Origin of the sequence: Methylocystis sp., assembly GCF_051061285.1 — a bacterium.
GTDB lineage: Bacteria > Pseudomonadota > Alphaproteobacteria > Rhizobiales > Beijerinckiaceae > Methylocystis.
The window spans coordinates 82,902-102,756 of sequence record NZ_JBPFEA010000031.1; the positions used below are offsets into that span (position 1 = coordinate 82,902).

Below are 19,855 nucleotides of genomic sequence, written 5' to 3' on the forward strand. Positions count from 1 at the left end.
GTCTGGCCGACGTGATGGCGAACGCCCTTCTGCGCTGCACGATTTAGCGACCAAAAACGATATGCGCGACTGTTGTTCGGCCCGGCGCTCTGATCAACTCGAACGATCCGCCATGAATTTCTGCGATTCGACTGACGATCTTTAACCCAAGGCCAAGTCCGTGAGACGAATCTGCGGACGGCTCCGAAGGTTGATTGGACTCGGAATTATTCCCCTCGACACAGACCCGGAATTCAGCTCCTGGGCCGGCTTCGACCGTTATCCTTGCGCCAGCGCCGGTATGCCGGATCGCGTTCTCGACGAGGTTTCGCAGCGCGTTCTCGACCAGCGTCGGGCGTCCGTGGAATGACGTTCCGCCTTTGTCGACCAGTTCGATCGTGTTTCCCGCGGCATAGACGAGAGGCGCCAACGCGCTCACGACGCTTTCCGCCATGTCGCCGGGGTTTATGAGTTCGGTCGGAATGAGTTCAGCGCCCTCCAAACGCGCCAACGCGGTCAGCTGCTCGACCAGCTGATTGAGCGCCTCCAAGTCTTGCTCCACTTTCCTCGCCCTGAAGTCGGAAATCTTCTCCAGTTCGAGGCGTGCAATTGCAAGAGGCGTGCGCACCTCATGCGAGATCGCGGACGTCAACAGCTTTTGAGCGCGCACCAGTTCGCGCACTCTGTCGAAGGCTGAATTGATTGCTTTCGTGAACTGAGCAATCTCCCGTGGCATGCCTTGTGTAGGAACGCGCGCGCCCGAGGCGAGCGGATTGATGTTTGACACAAGAGTCGCCGCGCGTCGGACGGGTTCGAGCGCTTGCATAAGGGATAGCGTCGTCGCGCCGAGCACGACCACAAGCATCAAGCTCATGGGAATGATCATGTGATCGACCACCTCATGCGCCAGCACAGAGGTCATTACGCTTTCCTCATCGCCAATGATCGCTACTTCAATGAGGACTGGCTCAGCCTTGCGATCGACGACGAGGCCGCCAGCGACGTTCAGCGGCTTCCCTGGCGCGATCTGCTTCATCCAGAAGCTCGGCGGATCGAAGTTGAGCGGCAGGAAATGTTCAGCGCATTCGGCGTCGCAGTTTGAAAACAGAACGGTGCCGTTTCCGGTGCGGATGCGTGCGAAGTAGTGCTTATCGCCGCGCGCATAGCGCGCGCGCAACTCGGTCGGAAGCACGAAGGCGACATCGTTTTCGCGTCCTAGGACTCCGCGCGCCAGAGCGTGGGCCTCTCGTTCGATCGCCAGCTGTCCGAGCTGCTGATCGTCTGACCAATATTCTGCGAAAACGCTGATGAACTGGGCCAGCATCGCCACGGCCGAGAAGAAGAAAATGCGTCGAACGACGACCGCGACGAGCGACAGCGCGTTGTGCGTCACCAATTGACCTCGCGCAGCAGATAACCGACGCCTCGAATCGTCTCGAGCGAAACGCCGGTCGTATCCGGCTCAAGTTTCTTGCGCAGACGCGATATCGCCAGTTCGACGGCGTTGCTTGAGAGTTCGTCGCCAAATTCTGACAATGCGTGCTCGAGTTTGCGCTTCTGAACGACCCGGCCGACGTCTCGCATCAGTATTTCCAGGACGGTGCGCTCGCGCGGGGCCAATCTCAGTTCGACATTCCCGCAGGTCGTGATCCCCATCGCGACGTCGAGTTTCAGTCGAGCGGCGGTGAGCGTCGGCGTCAGCGTGTCTGGGGCGCGTCGCAGCAACGCGCGGCACCTGGCCAAGAATTCTCCGTGATTGAAGGGTTTGGTGAGATAGTCGTCCGCGCCCGCGTCCAACCCGGCGATGCGGTCATCGATCGCCACGCGCGCGGTCAGCACGAGAATGGGCGTTTTGACGCCGGCGCGGCGCGTGGCGCGAACCAAATCGAGGCCGTCGCCGTCGGGCAGACCAAGATCGATCAGCAGAAGATCATAAGGCGTCGTCGCGATTATTTCGTTGGCCTCATCCACGGTTCCGACCGCGTCGATACTCCAACCGACGGCGTGAACCGCTTCGATCAAAAGCTCCCTCAGACGAGGGGTGTCTTCGACGAGCAGCAGCCTCATGCGCGCTTACGCCCCGTAACCATCGACCAGACAAGATTCTCTTTATGTCGCCAACTCTCGTACAGCGCGGCGGCTGCGTGCAAGCCGGCCAGGACGAGGATAGCGTTGGCGAGCCCCTCGTGCAGCTTCTCGAGACCATCGCTGCCGAAATAGGCGTCGAGCGTCAACATCCAACCGGTTATCGACACCGCGCCGAGAAGGCACATCAGCGCCAGCATCATAACGGCTCCCGCCGGATTGTGGCCGATAAACCTCGGCTCTTCTCTGCGTAGAAGCTCTTTGAGATAGAGGGCGATCGATGCAGGACTTGGCGCGAAATCCCTGAAGCGGGCGTGGCGCGCGCCGACAAAGCCCCACACCAGACGCACCGCCAAAGCGGTTGCAACGCCATATCCGACCAACCGATGAGCGCCCGCGCCATCCTCGAGCACAAATAGGTCCAGCACGCACCCGGCGACGACGGTCCAGTGGAACAGTCGCACGACTGGGTCCCAGACGCGCAGGTCGCCGCCGGAGGCTAAACCCGCCTCCGGCTTCGAGGCGAACAGAGCCATTTTAGCCTCCGATATTCGCCTTCACGACATCGCCGCTGACGGGGTTGAAATACACTTCTGCCTTCTTGCCGTCCTTGGTGTAGCCGTAAATCTCATAACAGTTGCCGGACACCTTGAACGTCTTGATCCGCTCGTAACCGAGCGCCGCGACCTTGGCCTTCATGGCGCCTTCCGGCATCCATTTGTCCGCAGGCTCTGCGGTGCAGTTGGGAGCGGCCTGAGCGAGCGACGGAATCAACAGCGTCGTGGCGAGAGCAAAGGAAAGTGCGATGATGCGCATGATCTGCCTCCTATTCACCGGGTCGTATCGGCCGGTGAATAAGAGTTCGCACGGCGTTGCTGTCGGTTCGCTGTCAATCGGGGCAATTTGTCCGAACCGACTCTTTCCATGCCGTCGTCAGCTACGGAGACCGGGAGCCTCCTGGCCCGTGCGCGCCACATATTCGGTGTAGCCGCCGCCATAAACATGAACGCCCTCGGGCGTCAGTTCCAGCACCCGATTGGATAGCGCCGCCAGGAAGCGCCGGTCGTGCGAGACGAACAGCATGGCGCCCTCATATTGCGACAGCGCCGTGATGAGCATCTCCTTGGTCGCCAGGTCCAGATGGTTGGTGGGTTCGTCGAGCACGAGAAAGTTCGGCGGGTCGTAAAGCATTTTCGCCATGACAAGTCGCGCTTTTTCGCCGCCCGACAACACCCGGCATTTCTTCTCTACATCGTCGCCGGAGAAGCCGAAGCAGCCGGCCAATGTGCGCAGCGAACCCTGTCCTGCCTGAGGAAACGAGTCCTCCAGCGACTGGAACACGGTGCGCTCGCCGTCCAGCAACTCCATGGCGTGTTGCGCAAAATAGCCCATTTTCACGCTGCCGCCCTGGGCCACGGCGCCGTCGTCCGGCAGCGAGGAGCCCGCCACCAATTTCAGCAGCGTGGACTTGCCTGCGCCGTTGACGCCCATGACGCACCACCGCTCATTACGGCGCACTTGAAAGTTCAGTCCCTCGTAAATTCTCCGGGCGCCGTAGCTCTTGTGCACGTTCTTCAGGGTGATCACGTCGTCGCCGGAGCGCGGCGCTGGCGGGAATTCGAACAGAACCGTCTGACGGCGCTTGGGCGGCTCGACCCTGTCGATCTTCTCGAGCTTCTTCACGCGGCTCTGCACTTGCGCGGCGTGCGATGCGCGCGCCTTGAACCGCTCGATAAACTTGATTTCTTTGGCGAGCATCGCCTGCTGACGCTCAAATTGCGCCTGCGCCTGCTTCTCGTTCTGCGCGCGTTGTTGCTCGTAGAACACGTAATTGCCCGAATAGGTCGTCAACGCGCCGCCGTCGATTTCGACGATCTTGGTGACGATGCGGTTCATGAACTCGCGGTCATGCGAGGTCATCAGCAGCACGCCCTCATAGGCTTTGAGGAATTCCTCCAGCCAGATCAGGCTTTCCAAGTCGAGATGGTTGCTCGGCTCGTCGAGGAGCATGGCGTCCGGGCGCATGATGAGGATGCGGGCGAGCGCCACGCGCATTTTCCAACCGCCCGACAGGGCGCCGACGTCGCCGTCCATCATCTCCTGCGTAAAACTCAGGCCCGCGAGGATTTCGCGCGCGCGGCCTTCCAGGGCGTAGCCGTCCAGTTCCTCGAAGCGCGCCTGCACCTCGCCGTAGCGCTCGATGATTTCTTCCATGTCGTCCGCCCGGTCAGGATCGACCATGGCGTCCTCCAGCTGCTTCAGCTCGGAGGCCACCGCGCTGACCGGACCCGCGCCGTCCATCACCTCGGAAACGGCGCTGCGGCCCGACATCTCGCCGACGTCCTGATTGAAATAGCCGATGGTCACGCCCCGATCGACCGCCACCTGGCCCTCGTCGGGATGCTCCTGTCCCGAAATCATCCGGAAGAGCGTCGTCTTGCCGGCCCCGTTGGGACCGACGAGGCCGACCCTCTCGCCCTTAAGGAGCGTCGCGGAGGCCTCGATGAAGAGGATCTGATGACCGTTCTGTTTGCTGATGTTTTCGAGACGAATCATGTGTGCAGGGGACCCGGGAAGGAAAGTTTGGGTAGCCATTAGGCCATGCGGCGCGCCAGCGGAAGGGCATTCCCGAACCGCAAGCCGTCTCGGCTAAGCTTCAGCGGAACCGTCCGCTCTGGGTCAAGATCGTGGACCAGGGGGCAAGGGCGGCGCTGCGTACTCGCGGCGCGATTTCAGTCGCTTGTGCGGGAGGACCAGGTCGCGTGCGAGACCCCGTCGAGGGCCGCGAGCGCTTCGACTACGGCGTCAAGCTGTTCGCCCGTCGCGCTCGACGTCGCGAGCGTCGCGACGATCTCGACGTCATCTTCGCGTTCGTTTTCAGCGATGTCCTGAATCGGATAAGAGGCGGCTTCGAGCCGCTCGATCAAAGTGTCGCGAATGGCGTCGCGTCGGGCGCCGCTCGCCGTGACGCGGACGTCATAGATCGCTTCCGTCGCGGTTTCGTCGATTGGCGTGCGCTCGATCAGACGCACCAGCGGTCGAAGCAGGGTGTTACCAGCGAGCACGAAACCCGCGAGCAATAGGGCCTCGGCCGGACGGTCGGCGCCGGCGAAGCCGCCCGTCACCGCCGAGCACCAAACAGTCGCCGCTGTGCTCAGTCCGCGGATGTTCATGCCCTCCTTGATGATCACGCCAGCGCCGAGAAAGCCGACGCCTGACGCCACATAGGCCAGCACCTGGGTCGCGCCCTGATTGCCCATGAGCCGCATGCCGAGATCGACGAAAGCGGACGCGCCGAGCGCGACGAGAGCGTTAATCCGCAACCCGGCGGTGCGCTGCCGATACTGGCGCTCCGCGCCGATCGCGGTCCCGAGAACGAACGCCACGAGCAGCGACACAAACGTATTGAGAATTTCCGCGCTGTCGAAATTTGCAATGGCGTTCATGGCCTAAATCCATCGGCGTTCCGCTGCTCGGCTTATAGAAGCCCGAACGAAGCTTGTCGCGGCCGACGGCGCGGTGTCTTGCGGAATGTTGACCCTGAGGCGACGCTCCTGTATGAAGACTGCGCTGCGCCGCAGCATGAGGCGCTCCAGCCGCGTAGGTCGACGTTTCCGTCGACGAGCTGTCGAGCGCCCCCTTTTCCCACGCCGAGGCCCGTTACGCGGGGCCGACTCTTTTTTGGTCCTGAGCTGGCGCTCTCCTCGCCGGTCCTCGTGGCTCGAATCGACAACTGAAAGCAACAATCGAAGTGATGACATTCTCCGATCTCGGCTTGAACGAGATCCTGCTGCGCGCGCTTGAGCGCGAAGGCTACACCACGCCCACCCCGGTCCAGGCGCAGGCCATTCCCGCGCTCCTGCAAGGTCGCGACCTTCTCGGCGTGGCCCAGACCGGCACCGGCAAGACGGCGGCTTTCGCTCTGCCGATCCTGCAACGGCTGCTGGCCGACAAGCGGCGCCCGGCGCCCAACACGGCGCGCGCGCTGATTCTCGCGCCGACACGCGAACTCGCGGCGCAGATCGCCGACAGTTTCCGCTCTTACGGCCATTTCTTTCGCCCAAGCGTCGGCGTCATCGTCGGCGGCGTGTCGCATCGTCCGCAAAATGAAATGCTGGCGCGCGGCCTCGACGTTCTGGTGGCGACGCCTGGGCGTCTGCTCGACCATCTCGGCAGCGGCCGTTTAAGGCTCGCGACGACCGAAGTGCTCGTTCTCGACGAAGCCGACCATATGCTCGATCTTGGATTTATCGTTCCGATCCGCCAGATCGTCGCGAAATTGCCGAAGCAACGGCAGACGCTGCTGTTCTCGGCGACGATGCCGCGCGAGATCTCCTCGCTCGCGGACGACATGCTGCGGGATCCGACGAAAGTTTCGGTGACGCCGGCGGCGACCACCGCCGAGCGTGTCGCGCAACATGTCTATCTGGTCTCGGGCGGCGCTAAGCGCGACCTGCTCGTCGAACTGTTGAACGACCGCGAGATTTCGCGCGCGATCGTGTTTACGCGCACTAAGCGCGGCGCCGATCGCGTCGCGCAGCATCTGGAGAGCGCCGGCGTCGGCGCCGATGCGATCCACGGGAACAAGAGCCAAAGCCAGCGGCTGCGCGCTCTCGACGGTTTCCGAAAGGGCCGCACGCGGGTGCTTGTCGCGACCGATATCGCCGCGCGCGGCATCGACGTCGACGGCGTGACTCATGTCGTCAATTTCGAATTGCCCGAAGTTGCAGAAGCCTATGTGCATCGCATCGGCCGCACTGCGCGGGCCGGCGCGACCGGCCAGGCGATTTCGCTTTGCGATAATGGCGAGCGGCCGTTGCTGCGCGCCATCGAAAAGCTGACGCGTCAGACGCTTGAATTCACTGATCGGCGCGCCGAAGGCGCCCGCCAGGATGACGGCGACTCCGCGCGCCCGGCGCCCAAGAGGCCGAATTCGCCGGCGCCGCATCGAAACGGCGCGCAGCATCCGCGTCGCGAGGGACAGCGTCCCGCCGCGAAGCGACCGGGCGCCTCTTTCAATGGACAGAAGCGCCCCGCAAATGGCGGCGCGCGTCACAAGCAGGCGAACCGTCCGCAGGGATAACGCTATAGTCATGGCCGCTTCGAATCGAGGGCGGCCATGATCTACGATCTTCTCATTGTCGGCGGCGGGATCAACGGCTGCGCCATCGCCCGCGACGCCGCCGGCCGCGGCCTCGCCGTCAGACTCGTCGAGCAGGGCGATCTCGCGCAGGGCACGTCGTCCGCCTCGACGAAGCTTATCCACGGCGGTCTGCGCTATCTCGAGCTCTACGAATTTCGCCTGGTGCATGAAGCGCTCGCCGAACGCGAACGGCTGCTCGCCGCCGCGCCGCACATCATCTGGCCGTTAAAATTCGTTCTGCCCTATGAGAAGGGGCTGCGGCCCGTCTGGCTGCTGCGTCTCGGGCTTTTCATCTACGACCACCTTGCGCGCCGCAAGCAGCTCGAAGCCTCACATATGGTGAGGCTTTCGCAGGATGCGCTTGGCGCGCCGCTACGCGACGCTTACCGCGTCGGCTTCACTTACGCCGATTGCTGGGTGGACGATTCGCGCCTTGTCGTGTTGAACGCGCGCGACGCGGCGGAACGCGGCGCGACGATCAGCGTTGGCGCTAAGCTCGTTCAGGCGGTCCGATGCGGCGACCGCTGGCGCGCGACGCTCGCGGGCGGCGAGATGATCGAGGCGCGCGCGCTGGTCAACGCCGCCGGCCCCTGGGTGTCGCAGGTGATCGAAGACGCGCTGCACATCCCGTCGCACAAACATGTGCGGCTCGTGAAGGGCTCGCATCTCGTTCTGAGAAAGTTCTTCGAAGGTCCGCAGGCCTATATCTTGCAAAACCCCGACGGCCGCATCGTTTTCGCCATCCCCTATGAGCGCGACTTCACGCTCGTCGGCACGACGGACGTCTCCTATGACGGTCCGCCCGGCGCCGTGGCGATCAGCGACGCAGAGACGGACTATCTTCTCAATTCGCTCAACCATTTCTTGCGCGTTCCAGCGACCCGCGACGACATCGCGTCGAGCTACGCCGGGCTGCGGCCGCTCTATGACGACGGGGCGCTCAAAGCTTCGGTCGTGACGCGCGACTATGCCTTCGATCTCGACGCGCCAGAAGTCGCGCCGCCGTCGCTGTCGATCTTCGGCGGCAAGATCACCACGGCGCGCCGTCTTGCCGAACATGCGCTGAGTGAACTCTCGCGCTTTCTTCCCGCGCATGGCGAGGCCTGGACGGCGGACGCGATCTTTCCAGGCGGCGACATGCCGGAGGGCTTCGACAGATTTCTCGACGATCTCAAGCGCGAAAGGCCGTTTCTTGGCGATGCCCTGGCGCGGCGCCTTGCGCGCGCCTATGGAACGCGAGTCTTCGAGATATTGAAGGATGCGCGGACGGTGAGCGATCTTGGCCGTGATTTCGGCTGCGGCCTCACCGAGGCGGAGATCGCCTATCTGCGCGAGAAGGAATGGGCGCGGACCGCCGACGACATTCTCTGGCGCCGCTCAAAGCTCGGCTTGCATATGAGCGACGCGCAGCAGAGAACGCTGCGGGAGTTTATCGGCGCCTGACAATTCCCGCGCGTCACGGCCGCGCTTGTCGCGGCCATCCACGCGTCGCCGTCACGGTCCTGTGACGATCGCTCCGCGATGTCCTGGCGTGGATGGCCGGCACAAGGCCGGCGATGACGTCGTTGGTCTGCCTTCCGAATTCCCTCACTCCCCAAGCGCCGCATGCGACTCGGTCACCGATGCGCCGCCGTCGATCACGGTCTTCGCCAATCCCGGCGCGGCGATCGCGATATTTTCGGCAAAGAAGCGGGCGAGCGCGGCGTAGCGCGCCGCATTCGCGTCGGCTTCGCGCTGCGCGCGCTTTGCCCCCTTCACCAGCAGCGTCGCGCCGCGGGCCAGCGCGAAGAGGCGCAGATAGGGCGTCGCGCCGGCGAGCGCGCCGGCGAGTTCGGCTTTCGTCAGAAACGCGCTCGCCTGCGCCAGCGCCTCGACACTCTCGCGCAACGCCCCGCGCGCGACATCGGCTTCACCCGCGATGGCGCGCATGTCGTCGATCTCGCGCGCGAGCGCCACGCCGTCGCCGCCGCGGATTTTGCGCGTCACGAGATCAATCGCCTGAATGCCGTTCGTGCCTTCGTAAATGGCGCAGATGCGCGCGTCGCGCATGAGCTGCGCAACGCCGGTCTCCTCGATATAGCCCATGCCGCCGAAGACCTGCACCGCGAGCGACGTCGTCTCATTGACGATATCGGTCGAAAACGCCTTGGCGACGGGCGTCAGGAGAGAAGCGCGCGCATGCGCCGCCGCCGCGCGCGCCGGATCGCTGTCGCGGTGCGCGCGATCGATCGCGGCGGCCGTCTCGTAGCAGATCGCCCGCGCCGCCGCCGTTGAACTCGCCATGGTCAGCAGCATGCGCGCGACGTCCGGATGCTCGATGATCGGGCTCGTCTCCTTGGCGCCGGGCGCGCGCCCCTGCTTGCGCTCGCGGGCGTATCCGAGCGCCATTTGCGTCGCGCGTTCGGCGAGCGCCACGCCTTGCAGCCCGACGGAGAGGCGGGCGTTGTTCATCATGGTGAACATGCAGGCGAGGCCCTTGTTCTCCTCGCCGACGAGATAAGCAACCGCGCCGTCCTGATCGCCATAGATCATGGTGCAGGTCGGCGAGCCATGGATTCCGAGCTTGTGTTCGATGCCGGCGCACCGCACATCGTTGCGGCGCGTGAAGCCGCCCGTTTCGTCGGGCAGAAATTTCGGCGCCAGGAACAGCGAAATGCCGCGCGTTCCTTCGGGCGCGTCGGGAAGGCGCGCCAGCACGAGATGCACGATGTTGGGCGCAAGATCATGCTCGCCGTAGGTGATGAAAATCTTCTGGCCGAAGAGGCGGTAGGAGCCGTCGTCGGCGCGCTCGGCGCGCGTGCGCATCAATCCGAGATCGGAGCCGGCGCCGGGCTCCGTCAGATTCATCGTCGCGGTCCATTCGCCGCTGACGATCTCGCGTAGATAAACGTCCTTCAGCGCGTCGCTGGCATGCGCCTCCATCGCCTCGATCGCGCCATGGCCGAGCAACGGGCAGACGGCGAACGCCATGTTGGCGGCGTTCCAGATCTCCGTGCAGCCGGCGTTAAGCAGGGCAGGGAGGTCCAGTCCGCCATAGTTCTCGCCGGCCGCGATGGCGTTCCAGCCGCCTTCTTTCCATTGCGCGTAGGCCTCTCGCCAGCCGGGAGGCGTCGTGACGGCGCCATTGGCGTAGGTCGCGCCGACGCGATCGCCGATCCGATCAAGCGGCAGCAGAATCTGTTCGGCGAATTTTGCCGCCTCGGTCAGCGTCTGCTCGGCGACCCCGTCGGCGAGGTCGCCATATGCGCCGCCTGGCTCGATCGCGCCTTCGCCGGCGGCGAGGCGGAGCGCGAGGAGAATGTCGTCGAGCGGCGCGCGGTAAGTCATCCGAATGTCCCTGACATGAACCGATACACGGATTTTAGCGCGCTGCCTTGACGGGCGAGGCCCGCGCGCTTCGCCGCTGGCCGGTTGTCTTCAGAAAATATTCGCGTTAAAGTTGTCGAATATTCTCGCCGAAGGGCTGAACCTTGCTTCGGATCCCTTTCCAGAGCACCGGGGCTATCCGGGAGCCGAGTAGCAAAAGGACACACGAGATTCATTCTTCAGCCCTTTTATATGAAAGGACGAATAAATGAACACCGTACCCGCCAAGGATCTTCCGCAGTGCCTTTCGTTCACGAAAATTGATATTAAGACTGATCCTTCCGGAAATATCTCAAGCCAGCTATACGGCAACAGCTCCGGCTACTTCACCGACTTGGTAAAGAATGGGTATGGTCAAATGCAGGAGCAATCCCATTGGTGCTGGGTTGCCTGCGCTGCAAGTGTTGGAAGTTATTATATGAACAAAGAATTTGGGCGTCGTCAGGAAGCCATTTATGAAACCGCAAAAGATCTTCCATCGGGCGCTTGTAATTACCCACCCCGTTCTTACTCGAATGAAGACACGCGCTGCAACGGTACCGGATGGCCCAACAAAGCACTCAGCGTTATCAATGCATTTTCTAGAGAAGTATCGGGGAGAGCGTCTAGCAGTGACATGTTACTAGAAATGTTGGAAAACAGACCAATTGTGATGGGCGTCAAGTTCTCGTATGGGCACGATGTGGATGGGGCATTCGGTCATGCCGTCGTGATCTCCGATGCGTACAACGAGGGTAACAGCTCTTTCTGGAGGATTTTCGACCCTATATTTAGCATCCAGATTGTCGACTTTACCTCATTCCCCACGGGCTACCGTGGCGATCCCTTGGCTTACTGGTGGTTCACAGACTTCACCCGTAGACCATAATAGCTTTGAGTGCATGTATTTCTGTTTTCAAGCACGAAACGAAACTCATCTGTTTCAAATATCGTCAGGGGAATAAAATGCCTATCTTATTTTCAAGCCATTCAGATGGCGCATCCGAAATGATCGCATCTACCCTGAAAGATATCTCTGCATCAGGGCTGATACATACAGGCAGTGGCTTGGATTTGAGCGATGTTTCGACATCCTTGCCCATCGACGTGTTCCACGTTGGCGGTCCTGATTTGGCGAAAATGAAGTCGTTGATCGAGGCCGCCCAAGAGGTGGGCTGGCGATACCTACTCCAGTCAGGAGGAGAAATTGTCGCCGATATTCATCTGGGCCGTAAAGATGGCAAGCTTTATTTCGTGTCGATGGCGCTAGATGGCCCGACCTTGTCCTCTACGATACAAGCACTCCGCGCGGCGGAAGAAGATGCCCGGGTGCAGCAGCAGGACTTTCAACTTCGAGAATTGAATTTAGCCTGGTGTTACTTTACGGCGCTCTGGCTGCACAATGAGACACAGGATCTCATTATGCCAATTGAACCGACCATCGGGCATAAACTGAACCTCTATCATCTCTATAATCTGAACGATGTTACGCAAGTGCTGTTGAGCAGGCTGCCGTCTTAGCGTCAGCCCAATGCTCGGCCCCGTCGTCCGAGCGCGCGAAGAGATGATTCTTAGGCCCGAGCGCGATCGGGCGCATGGCGCGTTCGACGGCGTTGGAGTCGATGTCGATACGGCCATCGTCGATGAAGCGGACGAGCCCCTCCCATCGCGTCAAGGCGTAGCGAATGGCGATGGGAGCGTGGATTTGCCCGAGACCGTCGCGAGCTTTTTCTCCAGCCACGGCTTCATCGCCTCGACGATCGGCTTGGAGCGGGCCAGGCGGACGCTTTTGCGAGCCCCTACGCGGCTTGCGCCGGGCGCGCGAACCGGTAAAATCGCCTATCCATCCGATGAGCCGCCCGAGGGACTCATGCCGCTTTTCGCCTATCGCTGCAGTGACTGCGCGCATCAGTTCGAGACTCTGTCGCGTTTCGACGAGATTCCCGAGTGCCCCGCTTGCGGCGGCGCTCATGTCGAGCGCCAGTTGTCGCTCATCGCGCGACCCGCCGCAGGCGGCGAATCTGCGGAGGGCTGCGCCGCGATGGCGGGCGGGTCGCCCTGTCCGAGTTGTCCGGCGTTAGCGGGTCAGATGTGACGTCGGCGGCGACGCTTCTGAAGGCGCGTCGCCTAATCGTTCCGGCGAACGGAATAGAGTTCGAGATTTTCGAGGCGGGCGCGGGCGATCGGCTCGCGCTGCTCCTGCACGGCTTTCCCCAGCACGCCGTCATGTGGCGTCATCTCGTCGGACCGCTCGCCGCCGCCGGATATCGCGTTTGGGCGGTCAATCAGCGCGGCTATGGCGCCACGACGCGCCCCCTGGAGAAAGACGCCTATTCCCTCGAGGCGCTGACAGCCGACGTCGCCGGATTGATCGACGCCGCCAATCCCGCCTCGGTCTCGCTTATCGGCCATGACTGGGGCGGTTTCGTCGCCTGGGTCGTCGCCATTCGCAAGCTGCGGCCGATCGACGCTCTCGTCGTTCTGAACATTCCGCACCCCCTGTGCTTCCGGCGCGCGCTCGAACAAGAATGGAGACAGAAGCTGAAGTCCGCCTATGCGGCCTTCTTTCAGCTGCCCTGGCTGCCTGAACGACTGCTGTCGGCGCGGCGCGGCGCCGGCGCCGAGTGGCTGATGCAACGGGCCGCAGGCCGGGACGGCGTCTTCTCAAAAGAGGCGATGGACATCTACCGCGCCAATGTCGCGGCGCCGGGCGCCGCCAGCGCCATGCTCAATTGGTATCGCGCCGCCGGACGTGACATCCTGGCGGCGGAAGACCTCGATGAACCGATAGATGCGCCGACGCTGCTCGTCTGGGGGATGCAGGACGTGGCGCTCGGCGAGTCCTGTCTTGACGGCACGGAACGCTATGTTCGCGATCTGCGAATCGAGCGGCTGCCAAGCGTGTCGCATTGGACGCCCGATGACGCGCCGGAAAAAGTTAATGAGCTGATTTTGGGCTTTGTTTAAAATATTCGACGTTCCCGTCGCAAAAAGCAGCCTGCCGGGGCCAGTAACGGTTGACTTGGCGCGCTGGCGTGGGAATCTGTTCAATGGTCCCGGACCCCTGCGTCCGGCGGTCGCTGTTTTGCGCCTTTGGCTCAGCGGCCGGCTTTTGGCCAAGAGAAGGAGATGATCCATTCGCCGTCCAATGAAGAGCATCGCGGCCCCCCAGAAGGAAGGGCCGCGCATCAATCGGGAAATTCGCGCGCGAGAAGTGCAGCTAATCGATTCCGAGGGGAAAAATCACGGCGTCATCCAATTGCCGGACGCGCTGGGCATCGCCGAAGCGGCGGGACTCGATCTCGTCGAGATCGCGCCCAATTCCACGCCCCCCGTCTGCAAAATTCTTGATTACGGGCGTTTTCGCTTCGCCGAGCAAAAGAAGGCCGCCGAGGCCCGCAAAAAACAGAAAGTCGTCGAGGTTAAGGAAATAAAGCTTCGGCCCGGCATCGACGACCATGATTACGGCGTGAAAATGAAGGCGGTGCGCCGCTTCTTCGAAGAAGGCGACAAGGTTAAGGTCACCCTTCGCTTTCGCGGCCGTGAAATCGCGCATCAGGACATCGGCTATCGGCTGCTGTCCCGCGTGAAGGCTGAGACCGCCACGCTGGCCAAGGTCGAACTCGAACCGTCCATGGAAGGACGGCAGATGGTGATGGTGCTGGCGCCTCGATAGCGCGCGTCTCGCCGCAAGGGCAGGGGCCGGGCTGCGGCCGAGGGGTGGCGATCGCTATGTTTGGATCTGGGTTTGGCACTCTGACCGCGCGTCGCGCTTGCGTTCTCGCCGCAGCGGCGCTGCTTGCTGCGGGCGTCGCGCCGGCCAGAGCACAGCTTGTGCTTCCTGGGGCGGTCGCCCCGACTCCAGAAGGGACGGTCGCCAGTCCCGGACAAGCAAAGAAAAGGTCCATTGGCGGCGAGATGGGAGCGGCCGCGGGGCCTGCCATCATGCCCAAGGCGCCCGCCGAAGACGCGATCGTCGGAAAAATTCTCAAACGCGACGGCGAGAGCAGCGCCATAGAATTCTCCCGTGCCGGAGCTGATCTGCAGGTCGCCAAGCTCACGCTCGTCGGGGACGATTTGCGGCGCTCCGGCGAAGCCTGCCGAGTCGAGGTGGCCGGAACGCCGTTGAAGCTCACGGCCCGCCAAAGCGACACCGGATTGCGGCGCTATCAAATCGCATTTCCAGCCTGCGCCTTCACATTCGACGTTCTTGACGGCGCGATTCTCGTCACCAACGAGGGCAAGGCGTGTGAACTGAAGGACGCCGGTTGCCGCGCCGATCCCGAAGGACTCTGGGGGATGAGCGCGGATGAAATCGACCCCAAGAAGGGCGAAGAGATGCTCGGCGCCCGCGCGCGCGTCGAGAAGACGGTGCGGAGCACATTCCGCGCGCTCTACGACCAGAACAAGAAGGAAAAGGCGATCCGCAACTTCATTGTGAAGGAGCAGGCAGGCTTCTCCTCCTGGCGCGAGGAGGTATGCCGGTCCTATGCGCGCGAGCCGGATTTCGGCTATTGCGCCTTAAGACTGACGGAAGCCCGCGCCATTGCGCTCGGCGCGCAGCTTGCCACGGGCGTCAAATTGCCGCCTGGGGTCGCCGAAGAGGTCGCGGCGGAGAACACGAAGAAGGATGCGAAGAAATAGTCGCGACGCGGTCTCGCCGGAGGGGGCGCAATGTTGAAATCAGCGGCGATGACAATCGTTCTGGCGATGCTCCTGTCGCCGCATGCCGCCGCAGCGAGCCCTTGGACCGAAGGACAGGCCGAGTGGTTCAGGCATGGCGCGCGGCACGGGCGCTGGGACTGCTACGGCAAATGTCCTGAAGGGCGCGCTCACAATCGCGAAACTCAGCGCAGCCATCATCGTCCGCGCTGACGCCGACAACGCCCGCATAAACCATCGTTCAACCGCCCCTGCGCATCAACATGCCGCGCCCTGGATCATATGCGAGGATGGCCGCGACCAGGAACGCGCTCGTGTAGGCGAAGACGATCGCGAGCGAGGTCCACGCGACTTTCTCATAAAAGGCGAAGCGGATCAGTTCGACCGCATGCGTGAACGGATTGACCTCGCACACGTAATAGAGCCAGGGGCTCGACTCCTTCACGCGCCACAGCGGGTAGAGCGCGGAGGAGGCGAAGAACATCGGAAAAATCACGAAATTCATCACCCCGGCGAAGTTTTCGAGCTGTTTGATCAGCGATGACAGCAGCATGCCGAGCGCGCCGAGCATCAGGCCGCTGAGCGCGAGCGCCGGCAGCAGGGTGAGATAGCCCCAATTCGTTAGCGGCTCGATCTCCCAGAAATAGGCGATCACCAGGAAGGCGTAGACCTGCAGTATCGAGACGGCGACGCCCGCCAGAAGTTTGGAGCCGAGCAGAAACCAGCGCGGAAAGGGCGAGACGAGCAGCGTGCGCATACTGCCCATTTCGCGGTCGTAGACCATCGACAGCGAGGATTGCATGCCGTTGAAGAGCTGGATCATCGCCATCAGGCCGGGCGCGATATAGACTTCATAGAGAACGTAAGTTTCGTAAGGCGGGATGATCGAAACGCCGAGCACCTGCCGGAAGCCCGCCGCGAAAATGAAGAGCCAGACGAGCGGGCGCACCAGCGCCGAGACGAAGCGTTCGCGCTGATGCAGAAAGCGCAGGCCCTCGCGCCAGACGACGCCCGCGAGACAGATGAGATATTGGCGAAGGGTGAAGCCTCTCGGCGCAGCAATTTCGCTCATGCCGAAAGCTTCTCCTGACCGATCCCGGCGATGCGCGCGAAAGCGTCGCCGATCGTCGCCGCGCCTTGCGCCGCGACGATCTCCCGCGCCCGGTCGGTCGCGAGCACCTTGCCCTGATGCAGAATGACCACCTGATCATCGTCGGCGATCTCGTCGACAAGATGCGTGGTCCACAAAACGCCGAGATGTTGATCGCGCACCAGATCGCGGACAAGCGCGAGGAGATCGGCGCGCGCCTTGATGTCGAGTCCGACCGTCGGCTCGTCGAGAAGCAGCACCCGCGGATCATGCAGCAGCGCGCGCGCGATTTCGACGCGGCGCATCTGTCCGCCCGACAGGGAGCGGGCCTTGTCCTTGGCGCGGTCGGCGAGGCCCGCGCGCGATAGCGCCGCCTGTCCAAGGCGGCGCGCGTCGATCGGGCCAATGCCGTGCAGAGCTGCGTGGTAGAGGAGATTCTGCATCACGCTGAGTTCGAGATCGAGCGTGCGCGCCTGAAAGACGACGCCAAGCTGGCGCAGCGCTGCGCCGGGCTCGCGCATGACGTTATGGCCGAAGATGTCAATCTCGCCGTGGCGCGCCGCATAGAGCCGCGTGACGAGCGAAAACAGCGTGCTCTTGCCCGCGCCGTTTAATCCAAGCAGCACCGTAAAGCTGCCGGCCGGGACGGAAAAACTGACGTCGTCGAGCGCCTTGCGCGCGCCATACGCGTGGCTGACATTTCTGATCGCGAGCGCGGGGGTCATTGCGGCGCTCGCGTCATTGCGGGGCCACGACGACGCCCCAGGGGAAAGCGCCGACCGGGATTGACTTCACCACTTTGAGCGATGCGACGTCGATCACCGAGACGTCGTTGGAGACGCCATTGGCGGTGAGCAGATATTTTTCGTCGGGCGTGAAAGCGAGGTGCCAGACGCGCTGACCGACGAGCAGATATTTTTCGATCTTTTTTGTCTCGGCGTCGATCACGGCGACGCGATTGGCCGGCCCCAGCGCGACGAAGGCGCGTTTTCCATCGCGCGTGAATGAGATGCCGATCGGCTGGATCGCCTCTTTCGACATCGCCGGAATGTTGAAGGCAATCTTCTGCTTCAACTCACGTTTCGCGGGATCGATGATCGCGACGGTGCCCCCGACTTCAGACGAAACCCACAGCTCCGACCCGTCCTGCTTGAACTCGGCGAAACGCGGCCGGCCATCGACGAGAATATTCGCGACGATCTCTTTCGACTGCGTGTCGATCAGATGCGCCATATTGGTCGTTTCCGAGGTGTTGACGAGCAGCTTGCCGTCGGGACTGATGGCCATGCCCTCGGGTTCGACGCCGACGGGAATGTCGCCGATCATCTCTTTCTTCTTCACGTCGATCAGCGTGACGAGATTGTCGTTTTCGTTCGAGACATAAATCACGTCGCCGTCGGGACTGAGCGCCAGGAGCTCGGGATCCGGGCCCGAGGGCAGCTTTCCGGTGACTTTGAGCGTCTTCGTGTCGAGCACTTGAATGGCGTCGTCGTCGCCGGCGCAGATATAGAGTTCGGAGCCGTCCTTGTTGAGCGCAATGCCGCGCGGGCGTCGGCCGACCTTCACAGTCGCTGTCGTTTCCAGCTTCTCCGTATCGAGGACGGTGATGGAATTGCCCTTCTCGTTGCTGACGTACGCCTTGTAGGCGTGGGCGGGCGTCGAAGAGAGCATCGCGCAGACGAAGGAGGTTATAGTCATGCTAATCGCATAACTCGCGTCATGCCCGCGCTTGTCGCGGGCATCCACGCCGTTGGGACTCACGCGTGGATGGCCGGGACAAGCCCGGCCATGACGCGGATAGCGAGCAAGCAAAAAGGAAAGGCCGAGTCTGCAGCCTCTCAGTATCGAGGTGGAGGCGTTCTTCATTGCAATTTGCATTTCGTCTCCGGCTGATCGACTCCAAGCGTGTCGAGTTCGCTCGTTTGATGGAGAAAGCCTTCCTGCGGCGAAACCGAGACGATCATCCGCCCGTCGGAAAGCAGTATCGGCTGGCGCAATTGCTGGTTCCAGGGCCGCAGCGTCAGTCGAACGCCTTTGAATGCGGCGATGGAGAAGTCCGTGCCGAGCAGGTAGAGGCGGAGCTTCTCGGGGTCGTTCGACCCGGTGCGCGTTGCGGCTTCGCCGATCATCCGCATGGCGGTCCACGCCGCATTGTCGCGCGCATTCATCAGGCGCCTGAACGTCTTGGTGAAGCGGTTTTGCAACTGTAGCGCGCCCCATTGCTCATGGGAGGGGTCCCAGCTCGTCGGCATCAGTCCGCCTGAGCCCGCCACGGGACGCGGGTCCCAGGTGCGGTAGGGCAGATAACCGCCAAAGACCTCGCTCTCGTCAGCGGCGATGAGCGCGTCATAGGCGGGCGCGTTCTGCGTCAGGACCGGGATCTGCCGCTGGGTCTGCACGGAGCCGGAATCGCTGCGGCGTCCGCCGCCGGTGTCTTCATAGACGCGTTCCTCGACGATCTTTGCGCCAAATTTCTTGGCGCTGTTGCGGAAGGCTTGCGCCAAAAGTTCGTCTTCGGGATGCGACCCCTTGATGAGGAGCCAGCGGCGCCATTGCTTCCAGATGAGATATTGCGTGAGACCATCCGCGAGCATCGACCGCGTCGGCGCGACATGGATGACATTGGCGCGGCAGTCATCTTCGCGAAGCCTGTCATCCGTCGCGGAGACATTAAAAAGAAGGGCGCCTGTCGGCTTGGCGCGCTCCGAAGCGGCAAGCAGACGTTCGGGCGAAAGATCGGCGATGATGAACAGCGCGCCCTTTTCCAGGAGCGCGTCGAGGGCCGCTATGACGTCATCGCCTTCCTCGAGCTTGGCGTCGATCGCCTCGAACGTCTGGTTGGTGAATTTGCCTGTGGTGTTGTTGTCGGCTGCGCCCATCAGCGCCCCCGCGAGCGTATCGTCGGCGGCCGGAATATCGAGAATAGAGAGGGTTTCTCGGGCGTGTGTTTCGCGCAAGACGCCGACTTTGACGTTGACCGTTTCAGCCGCGACGGGCGCGGCGAAAAGCACGAAACAGAAGGCGGCGACCAAGCTTTTCATATTGCCTAGATGGCCGCTTTGGCGCGCAGGATCAAGTTCTTCAGAGCCCGCGCGCCTTCCTCGAATCACCGTGTCACGCGCAGCAGCGCCTTACCCTTCTTGGATGCGAGCTCCTTGGCGTCGAGCGTGCCGTCATTGTCGGGATCCGCATCCTTGAACATGACGGAGACCATCGTCAGAAATTCGTCCTTGGACAGCGTGCCGTCATTGTCTGGATCGGCCGTTTTGAAATCCTTCTTTGAGACGCGGCCTTTCATTTCTTTGAAATCGACCGTTCCGTCAGCGTCCTTCTCGAGACTCGCAAAGAGATCAGTCGCAGACTTGTTGATTTCCTTGAGATCGACAGTTCCGTCGTCGTCGGTGTCGAGCGCGGCGACAGGGCCGGTCGCCTTGGCGAGCGCGGACGTCGCCGGCAGCGCTGTGACGCCAGCAAGCGCGAGCGCGCCGAATAGCAATACTTTCTTCATATGCGACTCCTTTGAGTAAGGCCATCGCACGCAATATAGCGCG

Annotated in this window: 21 protein-coding genes and 1 pseudogene; 9 read left to right on the forward strand and 13 right to left on the reverse strand. The window is 62.3% G+C overall.

What is annotated here, in order from left to right; genetic code table 11:
- Positions 1 to 43 precede the first annotated feature (43 nt).
- The 6 genes from ACR65T_RS11035 to ACR65T_RS11060 form a co-directional block, all read right to left on the reverse strand.
- On the reverse strand, positions 44 to 1,372 hold the full coding sequence (locus tag ACR65T_RS11035) for a sensor histidine kinase (RefSeq protein WP_434496523.1): 1,329 nt from the start codon (positions 1,370 to 1,372) through the stop codon (positions 44 to 46).
- On the reverse strand, positions 1,369 to 2,046 hold the full coding sequence (locus tag ACR65T_RS11040; protein ID WP_434496524.1) for a response regulator: 678 nt from the start codon (positions 2,044 to 2,046) through the stop codon (positions 1,369 to 1,371). The genes ACR65T_RS11035 and ACR65T_RS11040 overlap by 4 nt, the downstream gene beginning before the upstream one ends.
- The gene (locus ACR65T_RS11045; protein WP_434496525.1) at positions 2,043 to 2,600 is read right to left on the reverse strand and encodes a cytochrome b/b6 domain-containing protein; all 558 of its coding nucleotides are present in this window, start codon (positions 2,598 to 2,600) and stop codon (positions 2,043 to 2,045) included. The genes ACR65T_RS11040 and ACR65T_RS11045 overlap by 4 nt, the downstream gene beginning before the upstream one ends.
- 1 nt (position 2,601) lies before the next feature.
- Positions 2,602 to 2,880, reverse strand: a complete 279-nt coding sequence (locus ACR65T_RS11050; RefSeq protein WP_434496526.1) for a PepSY domain-containing protein — start codon at positions 2,878 to 2,880, stop codon at positions 2,602 to 2,604.
- A 117-nt stretch (positions 2,881 to 2,997) separates the two neighbouring features.
- The gene (locus ACR65T_RS11055; protein ID WP_434496527.1) at positions 2,998 to 4,620 is read right to left on the reverse strand and encodes an ABC-F family ATP-binding cassette domain-containing protein; all 1,623 of its coding nucleotides are present in this window, start codon (positions 4,618 to 4,620) and stop codon (positions 2,998 to 3,000) included.
- Between the two features lie 176 nt (positions 4,621 to 4,796).
- Positions 4,797 to 5,510: an MgtC/SapB family protein gene (locus tag ACR65T_RS11060; RefSeq protein WP_434496528.1), complete on the reverse strand. Its 714-nt coding sequence runs from the start codon at positions 5,508 to 5,510 to the stop codon at positions 4,797 to 4,799.
- A 308-nt stretch (positions 5,511 to 5,818) separates the two neighbouring features.
- On the opposite strand from ACR65T_RS11060, the gene ACR65T_RS11065 reads away from it, so the two are divergent.
- Together ACR65T_RS11065 and glpD are read left to right on the forward strand one after the other, a co-directional pair.
- Entirely contained in the window at positions 5,819 to 7,147 is a 1,329-nt protein-coding gene (locus tag ACR65T_RS11065) for a DEAD/DEAH box helicase (RefSeq protein ID WP_434496529.1), read from the forward strand.
- Positions 7,148 to 7,183: 36 nt separating this feature from the next.
- Positions 7,184 to 8,650, forward strand: coding sequence for a glycerol-3-phosphate dehydrogenase (gene glpD, locus ACR65T_RS11070; protein WP_434496530.1), 1,467 nt, complete (start codon positions 7,184 to 7,186; stop codon positions 8,648 to 8,650).
- 144 nt (positions 8,651 to 8,794) lie between these two features.
- On the opposite strand, the gene ACR65T_RS11075 is transcribed toward glpD, so the two are convergent.
- The gene (locus tag ACR65T_RS11075) at positions 8,795 to 10,534 is read right to left on the reverse strand and encodes an acyl-CoA dehydrogenase family protein (RefSeq protein ID WP_434496531.1); all 1,740 of its coding nucleotides are present in this window, start codon (positions 10,532 to 10,534) and stop codon (positions 8,795 to 8,797) included.
- Between the two features lie 247 nt (positions 10,535 to 10,781).
- On the opposite strand from ACR65T_RS11075, the gene ACR65T_RS11080 reads away from it, so the two are divergent.
- Together ACR65T_RS11080 and ACR65T_RS11085 are read left to right on the forward strand one after the other, a co-directional pair.
- On the forward strand, positions 10,782 to 11,441 hold the full coding sequence (locus ACR65T_RS11080; RefSeq protein ID WP_434496532.1) for a C39 family peptidase: 660 nt from the start codon (positions 10,782 to 10,784) through the stop codon (positions 11,439 to 11,441).
- Positions 11,442 to 11,518: 77 nt separating this feature from the next.
- Positions 11,519 to 12,073, forward strand: coding sequence for a hypothetical protein (locus tag ACR65T_RS11085; RefSeq protein WP_434496533.1), 555 nt, complete (start codon positions 11,519 to 11,521; stop codon positions 12,071 to 12,073).
- A 4-nt stretch (positions 12,074 to 12,077) separates the two neighbouring features.
- Here ACR65T_RS11085 and ACR65T_RS11090 read toward each other — a convergent pair.
- A pseudogene (locus ACR65T_RS11090) lies at positions 12,078 to 12,346 on the reverse strand (IS66 family transposase); the annotation flags it as partial.
- 76 nt (positions 12,347 to 12,422) lie between these two features.
- Between ACR65T_RS11090 and ACR65T_RS11095 the strand changes: the two are divergent.
- The 5 genes from ACR65T_RS11095 to ACR65T_RS11115 all read left to right on the forward strand — a co-directional run bounded on the left by ACR65T_RS11095 (position 12,423) and on the right by ACR65T_RS11115 (position 15,427).
- Positions 12,423 to 12,647, forward strand: a complete 225-nt coding sequence (locus ACR65T_RS11095; protein ID WP_434496700.1) for an FmdB family zinc ribbon protein — start codon at positions 12,423 to 12,425, stop codon at positions 12,645 to 12,647.
- Positions 12,644 to 13,519, forward strand: a complete 876-nt coding sequence (locus ACR65T_RS11100; protein WP_434496534.1) for an alpha/beta fold hydrolase — start codon at positions 12,644 to 12,646, stop codon at positions 13,517 to 13,519. Before ACR65T_RS11095 ends, ACR65T_RS11100 begins: the two co-directional genes overlap by 4 nt.
- 181 nt (positions 13,520 to 13,700) lie before the next feature.
- Positions 13,701 to 14,228, forward strand: a complete 528-nt coding sequence (gene infC, locus ACR65T_RS11105; RefSeq protein WP_018408763.1) for a translation initiation factor IF-3 — start codon at positions 13,701 to 13,703, stop codon at positions 14,226 to 14,228.
- Positions 14,229 to 14,497: 269 nt separating this feature from the next.
- A complete protein-coding gene (locus ACR65T_RS11110; protein WP_434496535.1) occupies positions 14,498 to 15,196 on the forward strand; it encodes a hypothetical protein in 699 nt (232 codons plus the stop codon).
- A gap of 30 nt (positions 15,197 to 15,226) precedes the next feature.
- A complete protein-coding gene (locus ACR65T_RS11115; protein WP_434496536.1) occupies positions 15,227 to 15,427 on the forward strand; it encodes a hypothetical protein in 201 nt (66 codons plus the stop codon).
- A gap of 28 nt (positions 15,428 to 15,455) precedes the next feature.
- Here the strand turns inward: ACR65T_RS11115 and ACR65T_RS11120 are convergent, their stop codons facing one another.
- The 5 genes from ACR65T_RS11120 to ACR65T_RS11140 all read right to left on the reverse strand — a co-directional run bounded on the left by ACR65T_RS11120 (position 15,456) and on the right by ACR65T_RS11140 (position 19,812).
- Positions 15,456 to 16,286: an ABC transporter permease gene (locus ACR65T_RS11120; protein ID WP_434496537.1), complete on the reverse strand. Its 831-nt coding sequence runs from the start codon at positions 16,284 to 16,286 to the stop codon at positions 15,456 to 15,458.
- The gene (locus ACR65T_RS11125) at positions 16,283 to 17,029 is read right to left on the reverse strand and encodes an ABC transporter ATP-binding protein (protein WP_434496538.1); all 747 of its coding nucleotides are present in this window, start codon (positions 17,027 to 17,029) and stop codon (positions 16,283 to 16,285) included. Before ACR65T_RS11125 ends, ACR65T_RS11120 begins: the two co-directional genes overlap by 4 nt.
- Positions 17,030 to 17,042: 13 nt before the next feature.
- Positions 17,043 to 18,002 carry a YVTN family beta-propeller repeat protein gene (locus tag ACR65T_RS11130; RefSeq protein WP_434496539.1) on the reverse strand — a complete coding sequence of 320 codons (960 nt, stop codon included), beginning with the start codon at positions 18,000 to 18,002 and terminating at the stop codon, positions 17,043 to 17,045.
- Positions 18,003 to 18,166: 164 nt separating this feature from the next.
- A complete protein-coding gene (locus ACR65T_RS11135; protein WP_434496540.1) occupies positions 18,167 to 19,345 on the reverse strand; it encodes an ABC transporter substrate-binding protein in 1,179 nt (392 codons plus the stop codon).
- 65 nt (positions 19,346 to 19,410) lie between these two features.
- The gene (locus ACR65T_RS11140; RefSeq protein ID WP_434496541.1) at positions 19,411 to 19,812 is read right to left on the reverse strand and encodes an EF-hand domain-containing protein; all 402 of its coding nucleotides are present in this window, start codon (positions 19,810 to 19,812) and stop codon (positions 19,411 to 19,413) included.
- Positions 19,813 to 19,855 lie beyond the last annotated feature (43 nt).